Source organism: Peterkaempfera bronchialis, assembly GCF_003258605.2.
Taxonomy (GTDB): Bacteria; Actinomycetota; Actinomycetes; order Streptomycetales; family Streptomycetaceae; genus Peterkaempfera; species Peterkaempfera bronchialis.
Map to the genome: position 1 here is coordinate 103706 of NZ_CP031264.1, position 16436 is coordinate 120141.

Sequence of the window (16436 nt, forward strand, 5' to 3'; positions counted from 1 at the left end):
CCCTCAACTCTGCCGGTTCTGGCTCTGCCGGTTCTGGCTCTGGCTGTTCTTCATGGCCTCCAGCCCGGCCATGGCCGGGTAGTCGGCCACGCTGTACCAGTGGCCGTGGCCGGTCTGATGGACGTCGAACACGGCCTGGAGGGCGGTCTGGAAGCCCTGGACATCGAGGGTCTGGTTGACCGCCCGCTTGGCCTGGCGCAGCGCGAAGGGGTGCTTCTCGGCCAGCCGGGCCGCCAGGTCCATCGTCTCCTCCTGGAGCTTCTCCAGCGGGACGACGCGGTTGACCATGCCGAGCCGCTCCGCTTCCTGGGCGCCGATCCGGTCGCCGAGGAAGAGGAGCTCCTTCGCCTTGCGCGGACCCAGCTCCCAGGTGTGGGCGTGGTACTCCACCCCGCCGATACCCATGTTGACCACGGGGTCGGAGAAGTAGGCGTTGTCCGCGGCGATGATCAGGTCGCACGGCCAGCAGAGCATCAGCCCGGCGGCGATGCAGGCGCCCTGCACCGCCGCGACCGTGGGCTTGGGGATGTTGCGCCAGTGCAGGGAGTAGCCCAGGTACTTCCGGGCTTCCTGCGCGTACATCTCCGCGAGGCTGGGCGGCGCCTCGTCCACACCGGACAGGTCGTGCCCGGCGGAGAAGTGCTTTCCGTTGGCGTTGAGCACGATCACCCGGACGTCGTCGTCGTACTCGGCCCTGGTGAAGGCCGCGTCCAGGTCGTCCAGGAAGGACAGGGACTGGGCGTTGGCCGCCCGGGGCCGGTTGAGCGTGATGACGGCGACACCGTCTTCGCTCCGGTACAGGATCTGGTCCTCCGGCACAGCCGGCCTCCTTCGTCCTAGGTCGCCGCAACTCTAATACGGCTATTTATTTAGCTATTCTAGAGAGGTTTTCGCCTACTCGGCAAGCAGCGCCCGGAGCTTGCCCTTCTCGACCTTCATGCTGGCGTTGCGGGGCAGGGCATCGACGAACTCGACCCTGCGCGGCACCTTGAAGTTGGCGATCCGCTCCCGTGCCCAGGCCACCAGTTCCTTCTCGGTCAGAGCGCCGCTGCGGACCACGAACGCCGCCGCCACCTCGCCCATGCGCTCGTCCGGCATGCCGATCACCGCGACATCGGCCACGGCCGGGTGGGTGCCGAGCAGCTTCTCGATCTCGGCGGGGTAGGCGTTGAAGCCGCCGCAGATGAACATGTCCTTCTTGCGGTCCACGATGCTCAGGAATCCGCGCTCATTGAACCGCCCCACGTCACCGGTGTGCAGCCAGCCGTCCGCGTCGATCGCCTTGGCGGTCTCCTCGGGGTCCTCCCAGTAGCCGCGCATCACCGTGTACCCGCGCACCAGCACCTCGCCCTCCTCGCCGGGCGGGAGCGCGACGCCGTCCGGGGAGGCAACGACGACCTCCAGCCCGTCGGCCGGCACACCCACCGAGTTCACAATGTCCTCGACGTCGTCGCCCGCACGGCTGGAGGTCACCAGCGAGGTGGATTCGGTGAGCCCGTAGGCCGTCAGCACCACCTCGAAGCCCAGTTCGCTGCCCAGTCGGCGCACCAGCTCGGCCGGCACCGTGGTCGCGGAGGGAACGGTGGCACGCAGCGAGGACAGATCGTATTCGGCCCGTCGCGGGTGGCGCATCAGGTCCTCGAAGAGCGTGGGCGGGCCCAGCAGGATCGACACCTTCTCCCGCGCTATCCGCTCCAGCACCTGATCGACGTCGAAGGTCTCCTGGGGCAGGGCGGTCACCCCCTGCATCAGGCAGGCCATCCAGCCCGCCTTGTAGCCGAAGGTGTGGAAGAAGGGCGGGATGATCAGATAGCGGTCGCCCGGAGTGAAGGTGAAGACACCGGACAGCCAGCCGAACGCGCGCAGCGACTGCCCGTGGCCGAGGACGACGCCCTTGGGGCTGCCCGTCGTCCCGGAGGTGAACATGATGTCGGAGACGTCCTCCGGACCGATCCCGTCGATCAACCGGTGGACGGCCCCCTCCTCGACGCCCTCACCGAGGGCCAGGAACTCCTCCCGGCCGAGGACTCCCTCCTCCACCTCGCCGCGCATGACGACACCTCGGACGCCGTCCGGCAGCATTCCCAGGTAGTCGGTGCCCAGGAAGCCGGTCACGGTGAAGACCGTCCGGGCCCCGCTCTTGCGCAGGATGTAGCCCGCCTCCTCCGCTTTGAAGCGGGTGTTGAGCGGGACCAGTACACCGCCGGCCGCCTGGATGCCCAGAGCGGTGAAGATCCACTCGGGGCAGTTGGGTCCCCACAGGGCCACCCTGTCGCCGGGCCTCACCCCCAGGGCGATCATGGCGCGGGCCGTCCGCACCATCTCGGCCGCCACCTCGGTGAACGACCACCGCCGACCGTCGTCCAGGTCCGCGAGCGCCTCGGCCTCGCCGAATCGTCCGGCGCTCGCGCGCACCATCCCCGGAATGCTCCGGAACTCCAGATCGTGCCGCACATCCGCCTCCATCACAGCCGAACCTCACAGTGCGGGGCATCTTAGGTAAACAGGTAACTCATTGCAATAAGATGACGCCCATGGGTCCAACTGGACGAGCGGGGCAGGCCTGCGCGGGCGCCGGAGGAAGCTCCGCACCCGCGCACGGATCGACGCGAGGGACCCTCCCCCGCAGACCGCGCCCGCACGGTAGCGCAAGAGTATAATGATTAAGCTTACAGTAGCTTGACCGATCCGTGAGGAGTACCATGAGGTCCGGCGCGCGCACGAGAACGGTTCGGGTTCCCAAAGCCGGGGAGATGGTCGCCGCGCAGTTGCGTCGGCAGATCGTCACAGGCGAGCTGGGCGAGGGCACCGCGCTGCCCTCCGAGTCGGTGCTGATGGAGGAGTTCGGGGTCTCCCGGCCCACCCTGCGCGAGGCCTTCCGCGTCCTGGAGTCCGAGGGGATCATCGAGGTGCGCAGGGGCGCCCGGGGCGGCGCCCATGTGATGATCCCCGACGCCACGGCGATCGGCCGGCATACGGGCACGCTCCTGCAGTACCGCGGCACCACCCTGGCCGATCTGTACGAGGCGCGGTCCCTGCTGGAGGGCTCCAGCGTCGACCTGCTCGTGCGCCGCCGCACCGACGCGGACCTGGCGGCACTCGACGAGGCCCTGCGAAGGAGCGAGACTCAGCTGACGTCCCCGGTCGAGTGGGTGGAGCAGCACGATCTGGCTTTCCACCGCCTGGTGATGGAGCGGACCGGGAACCAGACCCTGACCGCACTGCTGGAGTCGCTCTTCACCGTGGTCGAGCTCCACAACCGCTCGTTCATGCTCACTCATCCGGTAGGCGAGGACGCCCAGACGCAGGTGCGCGAGAGCCACAGCGCCCATGTGAAGCTGGTCGCGCTGATCCGCGCCGGTGAGGCCGAGCGCGCGGCCCGGCACTGGCGGCGTCATCTGGAACTGGTCGGTGACTACTTGATCGAGGATCCCTCGGAGGTCGTACTCGATGTCCTGTCCTGATCCACCCGGGGACGCGGGGAACGACGCGGGGAACGACGCGGGGAACACGGAGGACGCGAGGACAGCATCCCCGTCCGCTCTGCCGCACAGCAGCTCAGGTCCTCGCTCCGGGCCGGCGTGACGCCCGCCGGGGAGTCGCGCCGTCCGCCGCATCCGGCGAGGCCGCACCAGGGGTGCGGGGAGCGGCACCCCCACGTCGGCCATGGGGGTGCCGGTGCGCGGCCGACCCCGGGTATCACGCCGTCTCCTCGGCGGTCCCGGTACTCCCCTCCGTGCGCTGCGGGCGGTACGCCGCCCGCAGGAGCGCGGCAGCTCCGCCCGCACCCAGCAGTGCCGCCGTCAGCGCGGCCCCGGTCCCGCCCCGGATGCGGCCGTGCAGCAGTCCGTCGGCGGACCACCGGCCCGGTCCGAGCGCGGCAGCGGCGACCGCCGCTCCCGCGACCACGGCGGTGTACTCCCAGCCTCCCTTGAAGACGAAGAAGCCCTTGCCCCGATGGTCGGTACGGGCGGCGACGCCCATCAGGCCGACGGCAGCCGCCGACGGGAAGGGGCCGCCCGCGCCGACCGTGATCGCCGCGCCGGCCGCGAGTTCCGTGGCCGCGGCAAGCCTGGCGTGGACCGCGGCCGGTTCGAGCCCCAGCGCACGGAACCACCCGGTCGTACCGTCCAATCCCCCCGGGCCGCGCACCTTGTTCCAGCCGTGCGCGACCAGCATCGGTCCCAGGGTGGCGCGCAGCAGCAACGCTGCCGCGTCGGTTCCCCTTTCGGTCCTGTTCATCGAGCCTCCAGTAGGACTTCTCACACTCCCGAATCCAAAGTACTATAGTTCAACTTAGTTATATGATTCCAGTCTGTCCCGGACCCTGATCCACGCCCGTTGCACGGGGTTGCAGACACGGCCGATCGACCCGCCGCACCGCACCGCGCACCTCATAGGAGTGACCACATGTCCGACCGTCCTCTCCCCCAGCCCTCCCTGGCCAGCGCGGCCTTCTGGTCCGGCGGGAAGGACGGGATCCTGCAGATCCACCGCTGCGGGGACTGCGGCCGCTGGCTGCACCCTCCGCTGCCCTCGTGCCCCTCCTGCCGGAGCCGTGACGTCTCGCCCCAGGCCGCCTCGGGACGCGCCACGGTGGTGGGGTTCACCGTCAACCACCAGCAGTGGCTGCCCACGATGCCGCCGCCGTACGTCGTGGCGATCGTCGCGCTGGAGGAGGACGAGGAGGCCAGGCTCACCACGAACATCGTGCACTGCGCCCCGGAGGACGTCCGGATCGGCATGCGGGTCCGGGTCGTCTTCGAGCAGCACGACGACGTCTGGATCCCGCTCTTCGAACCGGACCCCGACGTGCCCGCCGACGCCCCCGCCGCGGACCCCGCCGACCGGCGGGCCCCCGTGCGGCCCATGGTGTCCCCGGCGAAGTTCGAGGACAAGGTGGCCCTGACCGGGGTCGGCGTCTCCGAGGTGGGCCGACGGCTGATGCGTGATCCGCTCTCGCTCTCGGTGGACGCGGCGACAGCCGCGGTGGCGGATGCCGGGCTGGAGTGGTCGGACATCGACGGACTGTCCACGTACCCGGGCGGCAGCCTGAGCCCCGGTATGAGCGAGGGCGGCATCATGGCACTGGAGGAGGCCCTGCACCTCCATCCGACCTGGGTGAACGGCGGTTCCGAACTTCCCGGCCAGATCGGCTCGATCACCGCGGCCATGCTGGCCGTCGCCTCGGGGTTGTGCCGCCATGTGCTGTGCGTGCGCACCGTCTGGGAGGCCAGCCAGCAGCATCTGGCCCGGACCGGCGCCTGGCACACCGCGGCGAGCCGCGCCGACGGGATGATGGAGTTCCGCGCGCCGTTCGGGGCGGTGTCCGCGGCCAACTGGATCGCCTGCCACGCCTCCCGCTACATGCACCGTTACGGTGACGACCGGGAGACCCTCGGCTGGATCGCGCTCACCGCCCGCGACGGCGCCCGCCGCAACCCCGAGGCGCTGCACCGCACCCCGCTCACCATGGACGAGTATCTCGGCGCCCGGATGATCTCGTCGCCGTTCGGCCTGTACGACTGCGACGTCCCGGTCGACGGGGCGGTCGCCGTCATCGTGTCGGCCGTCGAGACCGCCCCGGACCGGCCCAAGCCACCGGTCCTGGTGGAGGCCGTGGGCACGCAGATCACCGAGCGGCTTTCCTGGGACCAGGGCACGCTCAGTCACCTCCCGCAGGCCCACGGGCCGGCGGCCCACCTGTGGACCCGGACGGAACTCGGCCCGGACGACGTGGATGTGGCCCTGCTGTACGACGGGTTCACCTTCAACGCGCTGTCGTGGCTGGAGGCCCTCGGGTTCTGCGAGGCCGGAGGGGCGCGGGACTTCATCGACAAGGGCCGCGGCATCGCCCTCGACGGCCGCCTCCCCCTGAACCCGCACGGCGGCCAGCTCTCCGCAGGCCGGCTGCACGGATACGGCTTCGTCCGCGAGGCCATGCTGCAACTGCGCGGCGAGGCACAGGACCGCCAGGTGGCGGACGCCCGGGTGGCCGTGGCCACGGCGGGCGGCGGTGTGCCGTCGGGTGCCCTGCTGCTGCGGCGCGGCTGAGCGGGACACCCGTACCGGGAGCCGATCGGCACCCGGCGTTCCACGGCCGGCACGATGTACCGGGGTGGGTGTCTGGGACGTCCGGGAGTACGGCGCGCCCCAAGGCCGTGCGGGCGCCGCCAGGCGGTGCCGCTCATCCCGCCATCCGCCCCTGGGCGGTGCGGGAGAACGGCTGAAGCGCGTCACGGGCGAGGCCCGGTGACGCGCTTCAGCCGTTCTCCTTGGGGAGAGCCCCGCTCAGACTTCCACCACCATCGCGGTGGCCTGGCCGCCGCCTGCGCACATCGCGGCCACACCGATCCCTCCGCCCCGGCGGCGCAGGTCGTTGACGAGGGTGGTGAGCATGCGGGCCCCGGTGGCCGCGACCGGGTGCCCGATGCTGCACCCGCTGCCATGGATGTTCACCGTCTCCTCATCCAGGCCCAGCTCGCGCACGGCGGCGAGGGAGACGGACGCGAAGGCCTCGTTGATCTCCCACAGGGCCACAGCGCCCACCGGGACACCGGCTCGGGACAGCGCCTTGCGGATCGCGGGTGCGGGGGCGAGCCCGGTCCGCTCCGGGTCGACACCGACCGACGCCCAGGCCCGGACCGTCGCGAGCGGCGTGAGTCCCTCACGCGCGGCGAGGGCGTCGCTGGTGAGGGCGAGAGCGGCTGCGGCGTCGTTGAGGCCGCTGGAGTTGCCCGCCGTCACCGAGAATCCCTCGATCTCGGGGTGCAGCGGCTTGAGGGCGGCCAGCTTTTCGGCCGAGGTGCCGCGGCGCGGATACTCGTCCACCGAGAACAGGGTGGTCGTGCCGTCGGCGAGCAGTGCCGTGACCGGAACGATCTCTTCGGTGAAGAGTCCCTGATCGATCGCCGCGAGCGCCCGATGGTGCGAGCGCAGCGCCCAGGCGTCCTGCTCCTCCCGGGTGAGGCCGGTCAGCCGTGCCGCGTTCCACCCCACCGATATCGACATGTCGTCGTTGGGCGCCGTGGGCGTGCTGGGGTGTGCCGGCGATTCCCAGCGCTCCTCCATCTCACCGGTGACCGGATCGCGCCGCCGCATCTCGGGCGAGGTGGAGAGCGACTGGACACCGCCCGCGATCAGCGCCTCGTCCATGCCCGCGCGGATGCCGGCCGCCGCCATGGCCACGGTGGTGAGGCTTGAGGCGCAGTGCCGGTTGACCGCGACGCCGGGAACCGAGGTCAGACCGGCGGTCACGGCGGCGTGCCGCGCGATGTCACCGCCTCCGTAGCGGGACTCCCCGAGAATCAGGTCGTCGAAGGCCTCGCCCCGCAGTCCGGAACGCCGGACCACCTCGCCGACAACGGCGTCGGCGAGCTCCGGCGCGCCGGTCCGCGCGAGCGTCCCCTTGAACGCGGTGCCCACAGCGGTGCGGCAGGTGGCGACCACCACGGCTTGTGTCATCGTCGGCTCCTCCTCGGAGCTGTATCTCAGCTCATGTTCCGGACGGTTCGGTGGACTTCAACGGTGCCCGGTGTCCGTCATCGGGCTGATCCGCTGCCGGGCCCCAGAGGTGCGGTACGTCCTCCAGGGCGCGCGGCGTGTCGTTGAGATGGGTGCAGGTGGACGTACCGGTGAAGTGGGCCCGGACCTCTGCCCGCAGGCCCGTCAACGGCCGTCCGGCCGTCCGCCCCGCACTGGCCGCCCCGCACTGGCCGACCCGTGCCGGCCGACCCGTGCGCGGGCTCCGCCCAGGACGCGAGGCCGGCGCTTCGGCCTGGGCGGACGGGCGGACGGGCTCGTCAGACGGCTTCGGGGACGAGCCCGAGGTGGTCGGAGATCCGCTCCAGGTGCCAGGAGGCGCTGCCCAGTAGGAGGGAGGAGGAGCGGGCTCGGCGCAGATGGAGATGGGCGTCGTGCTCCCAGGTGAAGCCGATGCCTCCATGGATCTGGAGGTTCTCCGCGGAGGCGCGGACATAGGCCTCGGCGCAGTACGCGGCCGCGGCGGAGACGCCGATCGGCTCGCCGGGGTGTTCGGCGGCCTCCTCCACGGCCGCATCGGCGGACTCGGCCTCCAGGAGGAGTTGGGCGCACTTGTGCTTGATGGCCTGGAAGGAGCCGATGGGGCGGCCGAACTGGACGCGCGTCTGCGCGTACTCGACCGCCGTGTCGAGGCACTTCCGCAGGCCACCGCTCTGTTCGGCGGCCAGCGCCACCGTGGCCAGATCGAGGGCTCCTCGGAGAGCCTCCTCCGCTCCGCCCTCGCGCCCGATCAGCCGGGCCGGGGCGCCGTCTAGTGTGACCTGCGCCAGGGCACGGGTGAGGTCGAGGGCGTCCAGCCGCCGGGCCGTGACCGTCTCCCCGGCGGCCGCGCTGTCCACCGCGAACAGGGAGAGCCCGCTGCCGGTGCGCGCGGCGACCAGGAGCAGGTCGGCTGCGGCCCCATCGACCACCCAGTCCTTGACACCGTGCAGGACGTGACCGCCGTCCCCGTCCGGCCGGGCCGTCGTGGTGATCGCCGCGAGGTCGCGCGGGGCCTCCCCCTCCGCGAAGGCCAGGGCCGCGATCGTACGGCCCTCGGCGATGGCCGGCAGGAGGTCCGCGCACGCCGTCTCGTCGTCACTGCCGGTGAGGGCGGCCACGGAGAGGACTGCGGTGGACAGGAACGGAGCGCACAGCAGAGAACGCCCCATCTCGGCCATGACCACGGCGAGTTCGGGCGCTCCGGCACCCGCCCCGCCGTGCTTCTCGGGCACCAGCAGTCCGGCCAGGCCCAGTTCCTCGGCCAGGCGTCGCCACACCTGCGGGTCCCAGCCCCGCTCGGTCTCCATGGCGCGGCGCACCTGGTCGGAGGGCGAGACACGGTCGAGGAAGTCCCGGACCGTGCGGCGCAGGTCCTCGCGCTCCTCGTCGGCAACGGCCACGACGGCCTCCTCCCTCACTTCTTCGGCAGACCGAGCACACGCTCGGCCAGGATGTTCTTCATGACCTCGGTGGTGCCGGCGGCGATCGTGGCCGCACGGCTCTCCAGGAAGCGATGCGTCTCGGGCCCGGCGAGCAGCCCCTGCGTACCGGCGACATCCAGGAGGGTCTCGCCGAGCCGCTGGGTGGTGAGCGACCAACCGAACTTGATCACCGATTGCATCGCGCCGGGCTGGTCGCCCGCACGCAGGGCCCGCATCATCCGCTCGCCCATCAGACCGACCGCGTGGGCCTCGACATAGCGGCGGGCGAGCTCCTGCCGGGTCACGGGGTCGGCGATGCCGTCCCGCAGGCCCGCCACGACGCCCCGCACGTCACGTTCGAGGGCGGCGGCGTACTCCACGACACCGGCCCGCTCGTGGCCGAGGGTGGTCATGGTGACCCGCCAGCCGTCGTTGAGCGGGCCGAGCAGGGCGCTTGCGGGGACCTGGACGTCGGTGAAGAACATCTCCGCGAAGCCGGTCCCCCCGGTGATCTGCCGCAGCGGGCGGCGTTCGACACCGGGCGTGTCGAGAGGGACGAGGAGTGCCGAGATGCCCAGGTGGGACGGCGCGTCGGGATCGGTGCGGACGAGCAGCATGCAGTGTGTCGCAAGGGTGCCGTCCGACGTCCAGACCTTCTGGCCGTTGATCACGAACGAGCCGTCGTCCTGCCGCACCGCGCGGCAGCGCAGCGACGCCAGGTCGCTGCCCGCGTCCGGCTCGGAGAAGCCCTGTACCCAGATCTCCTCCGTGGAGAGGATCTTCGGCAGCGACTCCCTCTGCTCCGGAGTGCCGAAGACGGAGAGTGTGGGACCGACGTTCTTGATGCCGAAGATACCGGCGATGTCCGGCGCGCCGGCCTCGGCGAGGACGGCGTCGCACTCCAGCCGGTCCACGATGCCCAGTCCACGGCCGCCGTCCTCGACGGGCCAGTGCGGGGCCGCCCAGCCGCCCTCGTGGAGGGCCTTCTGCCATGCCAGCCGGGCCTCCCAGGCGGAACTGTCCGGCCAGGCCCGGTGCAGCGGGGGCGCGATCACGTCCAGGAAGGCTTGCAACTCCTCGGCGGGGCTCACCGCGCGAGCCTTTCGTCCGGCGCGCCGGTCACCCGGGCGGTCGCTGTGTCCCACGTCACCATGACTCCTCCGTCATCGCCTGTCCATGTCGCTGCTCGCTCGGTCGGGTCACTCGCCGCGCCAGACGGGCGGGCGCTTCTCGGCGAAGGCGGTCGCGCCCTCGCGGGCATCGGCGGAGGCGAACACCGGCTGCATGATGCCGTCCTGGCGGCTCCATCCCTCCTCCTCCGTCCAGTCCCGCGAACCGACCAGGATCTCCTTGGTCGCCGCGACCGCCAGCGGTCCGTTCGCCGCGATACGAGCGGCCAGCTCCCAAGCACCGGCCAGCGCTCCGCCTGCCTCGGTCACCTTGTTCACCAGGCCGTGGGCCTTGGCCTCGGCCGCGTCCAGGAAGTCGCCGGTCAGGGCCAGTTCCATGGCGACGGCGCGCGGAATGCGGTGCGGCAGCCGCAGCAGACCGCCGGCGCCGGCGACCAGGCCGCGCTTGACCTCCGGAATGCCGAACTTCGCGTTCTCGGCCGCCACCACCAGATCACAGGCCAGGACCACCTCGCAGCCGCCGGCCAGCGCGTACCCCTCGACCGCGGCGATCACCGGCTTGCGCGGGGGACGTCGCGTGATGCCGGCCAGGCCCCGTTCCGGATGCAGCACGTCCTCCCCGGCGAGGAACGCCTTCAGATCCATCCCGGAGCAGAAGGTGCCCCCGGCTCCCGTGACGATGGCGACGCTCACGTCCTTGCGCGCCTCGAACTCCTCGAATGCCGCGGCCATGGCCGCGCTCACGGCGCCGTTCACGGCGTTACGCGCCCGCGGTCGGTTGATGGTGACGACGGTCACGCCGTCGCGGCTCTCGACCAGCACCTCGTCGGACATGGATGGCGTTCCCTTCTGCGGAGACGACGGCACAGCACAGGGGCTAATTAGTACATCTATTAAACTACATAAGCGCGACGGTCGCCATCAGCCGGCCGCAGGACCGGGCTTCCGCTCCGGGAACACCGGCGGACGGCGCTGCACGCGGGCGGCCAGCGCCTCCGCCAGGTCCGGCCCGTCGAAGGAGGCGTCCATCAGGGCGAGCGTGTCGCGCAGCGCCGCACCGCGCCCACGCTCCTGGTCCGCGTAGACCTGCGCCTTGATGGCCGCCATGGAGGCGGGCGAGCAGTTCGCGGCGAGTTCGCGGGCGTACTCCAGGGCACGGTCAAGGGTCTCGCCGGGTTCGGTCACGTGGTGGACGAGTCCGAGGCGGACCGCCTCCTCGGCGTCCACCGTGCGCCCCGAGAGCAGGAGTTCCAGGGCCCAGGGCATCCCGACGATCCGGGGAAGCAGCCAGGAGAGGCCGTACTCGGCGACCAGACCGAGGCGGGCGAAGGTCGTGGAGATCCGGGCGTCACGTGCGGCAAAACGGATGTCGCTGCCCAGCATGTAGGCGAAACCGATGCCCGCGACCGGCCCGTTGACCGCGGCCACGACCGGCGTGCCGAGTCTCAGCGCGAGGTCGGGCAGGTCCTCGGCGGGCGGCACGAAGGCTCTGATGGCCTCGGGTCCCTGCGCGAGCATCGACAGGTCGGCGCCTGCGCAGAAGCCCCGGCCCGCTCCGGTGACGACGATCGCCCGCACCGCGGGGTCGGCGTCAGCGGTCCGCAGGGCGTCGGCGTAGGCAGCGGCCATCTCGGCGGTCATGGCGTTCAGCACCTGCGGACGGTTGAGGGTGACCACGGCCACCGGGCCCTCGTACCGCATCAGTACAGGCCGTTCGCCGGCCTCCCGCTCGGCCGGCGTCCCTGCCGTGCTCGCCTTCTCCTCGGACATGGCTCTCTCCCAGCCCGATACACCGGTACCGGCTCGATGTTCAGTGCGTTTGCCCCGTACTGCCCCGGTGATCCGGCCCACGGACCGCCGGGGCCCCTGCGGAGGGCGTCCACCACCGCGCCCACCACCGTGTCCGGGTCCGCGTCCGGGTCCTCGGCAGACCCGGCGCGGACCCCGTGGCCGCCGACGGCGGATGGCTCTGCCGTCGGCGGCCACGGGAGATCGCTATGCGGTCACTGCACCACGGACTGGACCTTGAGCTCGACGATCCGGTCCCAGTCGAGGCCCAGCTCGTCCTGCAGGATCTCGTCCGTGTGCTCCCCCGCGTCCGGGGCACGGGTGAGGTCGGGCGGGGTCTCGTCGAACTGCACCGGATTGGCGACCAGGGTGTAGGACCCCGAGCCGTCGGCGGTCCGCACCGGCCGGAGGTAGCCATTGGCCAGCACCTGCGGGTCCTGGTGCAGTTCCCCCGGCGTCTGGACGGCGGCCCAGGCGCCCTCCAGGCTCTGCATGCGCTCCTTCCACTCGGCCAGCGGGCGCGCCTGGAACGCCTTGCGGAGCTCGCCGATGCACTCGACACGGTTCTGGAACCGGACAGCGGCGTCCTTGAACCTGGGGTCGTCGAGAAGGTCGGGGCGCTCGATGAGCGCGCACACCTCCGGCCAGAAGCGGTCGCCCTGCAGCATCATCAGCTGCACAAAGCGCCCGTCCGCCGTCGGGTAGTAGTTGACCAGCGGGTTGGGCATGTCGTCGGTCGTGAACCGGGGCAGATTCTCCTCACCGAGCAGCCCTGCGGCGACGACATCCGGGGCGATCTGCCAGGCCGCCAGCCCCAGCAGCGAGACGTCCACGACGGACGGCTCACCCGTGCGCTCCCGCTTGAAGAGGGCCCCCGCAATACCGGACGCGAGGGCGAAACCTCCGACGATGTCACCGAATCCGGGGCGCTGCATGGGCGGCCAGGGAGCCTCCGGCTCCTTGATCATGTGAGCCACGCCGCCACGGGAGAAGTACGAGGACCCGTCGAAGCCCGCCTTGTCGGCGTCGGGTCCGCGCACCCCCTGGCCGGTCCCCCGCGCATAGATGATCTTCGGGTTCACCGCGCGAAGGTCCTCGACCGTGATCCCCAGCCGCTTCAACCGGTGGGGCAGCAGATTGGTGACGAAGACATCGCACTTGGCCGCCAGTTGGAGCAGCAGCTCACGACCTTCGGGGGAGCCGATGTTGAGTCCGATGCTCCGCTTGCCCCGGTTGGGCTGCTCGATGATGAAGCTGACACCGCCGACGCCCTTGGCGCCGACATTGCCGACGGACAGTCCGCGCTGCGGGTCGCCGGACTCCGGATCCTCGACCTTGATGACGTCCGCACCCCAGTCCGACAGGACCGCCCCTGCGGAGGGGACGAACGTCCACGACGCTACTTCCATCACCTTGACGCCCTGCATCACGTTCGTCACTGTGGTCGCCTTCCTGCCAGGAACCCGCGTGTAGCCGATATCGATCTATTATCTATCTAATTACATGCATAGCAAGCTTCCGGCCGTGCCAAGTTCCTACGCGCTCACCCGGAAGCGGCCACCAGGGTGCGCTCAGGGCTGACCGGGGCGAAGGGCGATGAACAGGCCCTCCGCGTCGGCGGTGACATGGTCCCCGTCGTAGAGAGCGGCGGTGAGGACCCGCTTGCGGCCCTCGTCGCGCTCGAACGCGGCCTCCAGACGCAGTTCCACACCGACCGGCGTGATCCGGCGGAAGTTGACATGCAGATACGCCGTACGGCAGATGGTGCGCCCGCTGCTGGCCAGGCGGCCGAGGACCTCGTCGAACAGCAGCGGAATGGCACCGCCGTGGACCGCGCCGTTGCCGCCGAGGTAGTGGCGGCCGAAGGTGACCCGCCCGCTGACCCGGGAATCGTCCCACTCGACCGGGAGGAAGGCAGGCACCAGGGCCTGCCCGCGTCCCGGCAGGTCCATGCGGTGGCCGACGACCTGTTCCCGTTCCGGGACCGTGTGGGACGCCAGGACGGCCGACAGGTCGCGCAGGGTGCGCGTCGTCTCCTCGACGATCTCCGGTGGCGGCGCGGCCCCGGTGACCGTGTCCTGCAGTACCCGCAGGGCCTCGATCATGTCGCCGAACCCGGGCCCGCCGGGAGCCGAGCCGGGGTCGGCGTCCCGGGGCGCCTTCCAGGTGCCGCCCTGCTGGATCTTGCCGGCCAATGGGTGTCCTGTCACCGCGTTCCTTCCGTTCTTGCGCACCCGGCCCATCGGGTCGCGCGGACTCCACCGGCCCGGTGCGGATGGGGGCTCGGTGGAGTCCTTCGTCCCTGCTGGTCGCGGTGACTTGGCGCTGCTCGCAGGACGGGCGCAGCGGTAGGTGCCGATCGGCTCGCACGCCACGAGACCGGTCGGGCTGTCAGTCCTTCGCGAGCAGTTCGACGATGGTCGCGTTGGCCAGACCGCCGCCCTCGCACATCGTCTGGAGGCCGTAGCGGATGCCGTTGTCCCGCATGTGGTGGACGAGCGTGGTCATCAGCCGTGCACCGGAGCAGCCCAGCGGGTGGCCGATGGCGATGGCCCCGCCGTTGGGGTTGAGGCGCCCGGGGTCGGCTCCGGTCTCCACGAGCCACGCCATGGGAACGGGCGCGAAGGCCTCGTTGACCTCGAAGACGCCGATGTCGTCGATGGACAGGCCAGAGCGCTTGAGCGCCTTGGCCGTAGCGGGGATCGGTGCGCCCAGCATCATCACCGGGTCGTCGCCGGCGAGGACGGCCGTGTGGATGCGCGCGATGGGGGTCAGGCCTAGCTCGGCCGCCTTCTGCGAGGTCATCATCAGCAGCGCCGCGGCGCCGTCGCTGACCTGGGAGGAGTTCCCGGCGTGAATGGAGCCGTCCGCCGTGAAGGCGGGCTTGAGCCCGGCCAGCTTCTCCACGCTCGTACCGCGCCTGAGGCCCTCGTCCGCGGCGAGGACGGTGCCGTCGGCGAGGGTGACCGGGGCGAGCTGGCCCTCGAAGCGGCCCGCATCGGTCGCGTCCGCGAGCTTGGCGTGCGAGACGGCGGCGAACTCGTCCAGTGCGGTGCGGCTGAAGCCCCACTTGTCGACCATCATCTCGGCGCCGACGCCCTGGTTGAAGCGGACTCCGTAGCGCTCTGCCACCAGCGGACCGCCGGACTCGCCCAGCGTCGGATCCTTCACCGAGGACCCGATGGGCACCGCGCTCATCAGCTCCACGCCGCCGGCGACGGCCACGTCGTACTGCCCGGAGATCAGGCCCGCCGCGGCGAAGTGCACGGACTGCTGCGAGGAACCGCACTGGCGGTCGATGGTGGTCGCGGGTACCGACTCGGGCCAGCCGGCCGCGAGCACGCCCATGCGCCCCACGTTGTTGGCCTGCTGCCCGACCTGCTGGACACAGCCCCAGATGACGTCGTCGATCAGGGCGGGGTCGATCCCCTTGCGCTCGACCAGCGCCTTGAGCACATGCGCCGACAGATCCGCGGCGTGACGGTCCGCGAGGGATCCGTTCCGCTTGCCGACCGGGGTTCGTACCGCGTCGACGATGACAGCGTCGCGAGTGGACATAGAACGGCCTCCTTCGGGACTATACAGTTAGAGAATAACACTAGGTCATCTACCACAGCCAGACCCGCGTGCGGGTACGGCGACGGGCCGGACATGCCGCCGGGCCGGGTGCACATCACAGCTCGCCGACCTGTACCCACTCGTCGGGCGAGTAAGGGTTATAAGTCAGCTAAATTAACTTCTGTATCAGGCTCCTACCCAGAGGAGAGTTGACGTGAGCTTGAGGATCGTTGTCACCGTGAAGTACGTGCCCGACGCCACTGGCGACCGGCACTTCGCCGATGACCTGACCGTGGACCGGGACGATGTGGACGGTCTGCTCTCCGAGCTGGACGAGTACGCGGTCGAACAGGCGCTGCGGATCGCCGAAGACCGTCGGGACCATGGGGTCGATGCCGAGGTCACCGTGCTGACGGTGGGCCCGGAGGACGCCAGGGACGCGCTGCGCAAGGCCCTGTCGATGGGTGCCGACAAGGCGGTCCACATCGAGGACGAGGAGCTGCACGGCACGGACGCGATCGGCACCTCGCTGGTCCTGGCCAAGGCGGTCGAGAAGGCCGGCTACGACCTGGTGATCTCCGGTATGGCCTCCACCGACGGCACCATGGGCGTCGTACCCGCCCTGCTGGCCGAGCGCCTGGGCGTCCCGCAGGTCACCCTGCTGTCCGAGGTCTCGGTCGAGGACGGGGCCGTCACGGGGCGCCGCGACGGCGACGCCGCCTCCGAGCAGCTTCAGGCGCCGCTGCCTGCGGTCGTGTCGGTGACCGACCGCTCGGGCGAGGCGCGCTATCCGTCCTTCAAGGGCATCATGGCGGCCAAGAAGAAGCCGGTCGAGTCCTGGGACCTGTCGGACCTGGGCATCGACGCGGACGAGGTCGGTCTGGCCAACGCCTACACCAGCGTCGAGTCCGCCGCAGAGCGTCCGGCCCGCACTGCGGGCACCATCGTCAAGGACGAGGGCGAGGGCGGCAGGCAGCTCGCCGGGTTCCTCGCGAGCCAGAAGTTCGTCTGAGCC

General features: G+C 70.9%; 15 protein-coding genes. 3 read left to right on the top strand and 12 right to left on the bottom strand.

What is annotated here, in order from left to right; all coding sequences use genetic code 11:
* Positions 1–3 precede the first annotated feature (3 nt).
* The gene (locus C7M71_RS00475; RefSeq protein ID WP_111490600.1) at positions 4–819 is read right to left on the bottom strand and encodes an enoyl-CoA hydratase; all 816 of its coding nucleotides are present in this window, start codon (positions 817–819) and stop codon (positions 4–6) included.
* Positions 820–894: 75 nt separating this feature from the next.
* Positions 895–2418: an AMP-binding protein gene (locus C7M71_RS00480; protein WP_229758436.1), complete on the bottom strand. Its 1524-nt coding sequence runs from the start codon at positions 2416–2418 to the stop codon at positions 895–897.
* A 335-nt stretch (positions 2419–2753) separates the two neighbouring features.
* Between C7M71_RS00480 and C7M71_RS00485 the strand changes: the two genes are divergently transcribed.
* Positions 2754–3464 carry a FadR/GntR family transcriptional regulator gene (locus C7M71_RS00485; RefSeq protein WP_229758437.1) on the top strand — a complete coding sequence of 237 codons (711 nt, stop codon included), beginning with the start codon at positions 2754–2756 and terminating at the stop codon, positions 3462–3464.
* A 235-nt stretch (positions 3465–3699) separates the two neighbouring features.
* On the opposite strand, the gene C7M71_RS00490 is transcribed toward C7M71_RS00485, so the two are convergent.
* The gene (locus tag C7M71_RS00490) at positions 3700–4242 is read right to left on the bottom strand and encodes a DoxX family protein (RefSeq protein ID WP_111490598.1); all 543 of its coding nucleotides are present in this window, start codon (positions 4240–4242) and stop codon (positions 3700–3702) included.
* A 168-nt stretch (positions 4243–4410) separates the two neighbouring features.
* On the opposite strand from C7M71_RS00490, the gene C7M71_RS00495 reads away from it, so the two are divergent.
* Positions 4411–6054, top strand: a complete 1644-nt coding sequence (locus C7M71_RS00495) for a thiolase C-terminal domain-containing protein (protein WP_111490597.1) — start codon at positions 4411–4413, stop codon at positions 6052–6054.
* Between the two features lie 237 nt (positions 6055–6291).
* Here C7M71_RS00495 and C7M71_RS00500 read toward each other — a convergent pair whose 3' ends face one another.
* The 9 genes from C7M71_RS00500 to C7M71_RS00540 form a co-directional block, all read right to left on the bottom strand.
* Positions 6292–7464 (bottom strand): thiolase family protein, encoded by a 1173-nt coding sequence (locus C7M71_RS00500; protein ID WP_111490596.1) that lies wholly within the window; start codon positions 7462–7464, stop codon positions 6292–6294.
* A gap of 31 nt (positions 7465–7495) precedes the next feature.
* Positions 7496–7909 (bottom strand): DUF2889 domain-containing protein, encoded by a 414-nt coding sequence (locus C7M71_RS33070; protein WP_407675964.1) that lies wholly within the window; start codon positions 7907–7909, stop codon positions 7496–7498.
* Positions 7803–8924 (bottom strand): acyl-CoA dehydrogenase family protein, encoded by a 1122-nt coding sequence (locus C7M71_RS00510; protein ID WP_194104074.1) that lies wholly within the window; start codon positions 8922–8924, stop codon positions 7803–7805. Before C7M71_RS00510 ends, C7M71_RS33070 begins: the two co-directional genes overlap by 107 nt.
* A gap of 14 nt (positions 8925–8938) precedes the next feature.
* Complete coding sequence (locus tag C7M71_RS00515) at positions 8939–10036, bottom strand: acyl-CoA dehydrogenase family protein (protein WP_111490594.1); 1098 nt, start codon at positions 10034–10036, stop codon at positions 8939–8941.
* Positions 10037–10144: 108 nt separating this feature from the next.
* Entirely contained in the window at positions 10145–10909 is a 765-nt protein-coding gene (locus C7M71_RS00520; RefSeq protein WP_111490593.1) for a crotonase/enoyl-CoA hydratase family protein, read from the bottom strand.
* 87 nt (positions 10910–10996) lie between these two features.
* Entirely contained in the window at positions 10997–11845 is an 849-nt protein-coding gene (locus C7M71_RS00525; RefSeq protein ID WP_229758438.1) for an enoyl-CoA hydratase-related protein, read from the bottom strand.
* Between the two features lie 233 nt (positions 11846–12078).
* Positions 12079–13302 (bottom strand): CaiB/BaiF CoA transferase family protein, encoded by a 1224-nt coding sequence (locus C7M71_RS00530; protein WP_111490592.1) that lies wholly within the window; start codon positions 13300–13302, stop codon positions 12079–12081.
* Between the two features lie 132 nt (positions 13303–13434).
* On the bottom strand, positions 13435–14073 hold the full coding sequence (locus C7M71_RS00535; RefSeq protein WP_229758439.1) for a PaaI family thioesterase: 639 nt from the start codon (positions 14071–14073) through the stop codon (positions 13435–13437).
* A gap of 181 nt (positions 14074–14254) precedes the next feature.
* Complete coding sequence (locus C7M71_RS00540; RefSeq protein ID WP_111490591.1) at positions 14255–15421, bottom strand: thiolase family protein; 1167 nt, start codon at positions 15419–15421, stop codon at positions 14255–14257.
* A 214-nt stretch (positions 15422–15635) separates the two neighbouring features.
* On the opposite strand from C7M71_RS00540, the gene C7M71_RS00545 reads away from it, so the two are divergent.
* Positions 15636–16433 (top strand): electron transfer flavoprotein subunit beta/FixA family protein, encoded by a 798-nt coding sequence (locus C7M71_RS00545; protein ID WP_111490590.1) that lies wholly within the window; start codon positions 15636–15638, stop codon positions 16431–16433.
* Positions 16434–16436 lie beyond the last annotated feature (3 nt).

What these genes read in the sequence shown, in the direction of transcription:
- C7M71_RS00480 (WP_229758436.1), bottom strand. Translation starts at nt 2,418, where the DNA reads ATGGTGCGCGCGAGCGCCGGACGATTCGGCGAGGCCGAGGCGCTCGCG.
- C7M71_RS00485 (WP_229758437.1), top strand. Translation starts at nt 2,754, where the DNA reads ATGGTCGCCGCGCAGTTGCGTCGGCAGATCGTCACAGGCGAGCTGGGC.
- C7M71_RS00490 (WP_111490598.1), bottom strand. Translation starts at nt 4,242, where the DNA reads ATGAACAGGACCGAAAGGGGAACCGACGCGGCAGCGTTGCTGCTGCGC.
- C7M71_RS00495 (WP_111490597.1), top strand. Translation starts at nt 4,411, where the DNA reads ATGTCCGACCGTCCTCTCCCCCAGCCCTCCCTGGCCAGCGCGGCCTTC.
- C7M71_RS00500 (WP_111490596.1), bottom strand. Translation starts at nt 7,464, where the DNA reads ATGACACAAGCCGTGGTGGTCGCCACCTGCCGCACCGCTGTGGGCACC.
- C7M71_RS00520 (WP_111490593.1), bottom strand. Translation starts at nt 10,909, where the DNA reads ATGTCCGACGAGGTGCTGGTCGAGAGCCGCGACGGCGTGACCGTCGTC.
- C7M71_RS00525 (WP_229758438.1), bottom strand. Translation starts at nt 11,845, where the DNA reads ATGTCCGAGGAGAAGGCGAGCACGGCAGGGACGCCGGCCGAGCGGGAG.
- C7M71_RS00540 (WP_111490591.1), bottom strand. Translation starts at nt 15,421, where the DNA reads ATGTCCACTCGCGACGCTGTCATCGTCGACGCGGTACGAACCCCGGTC.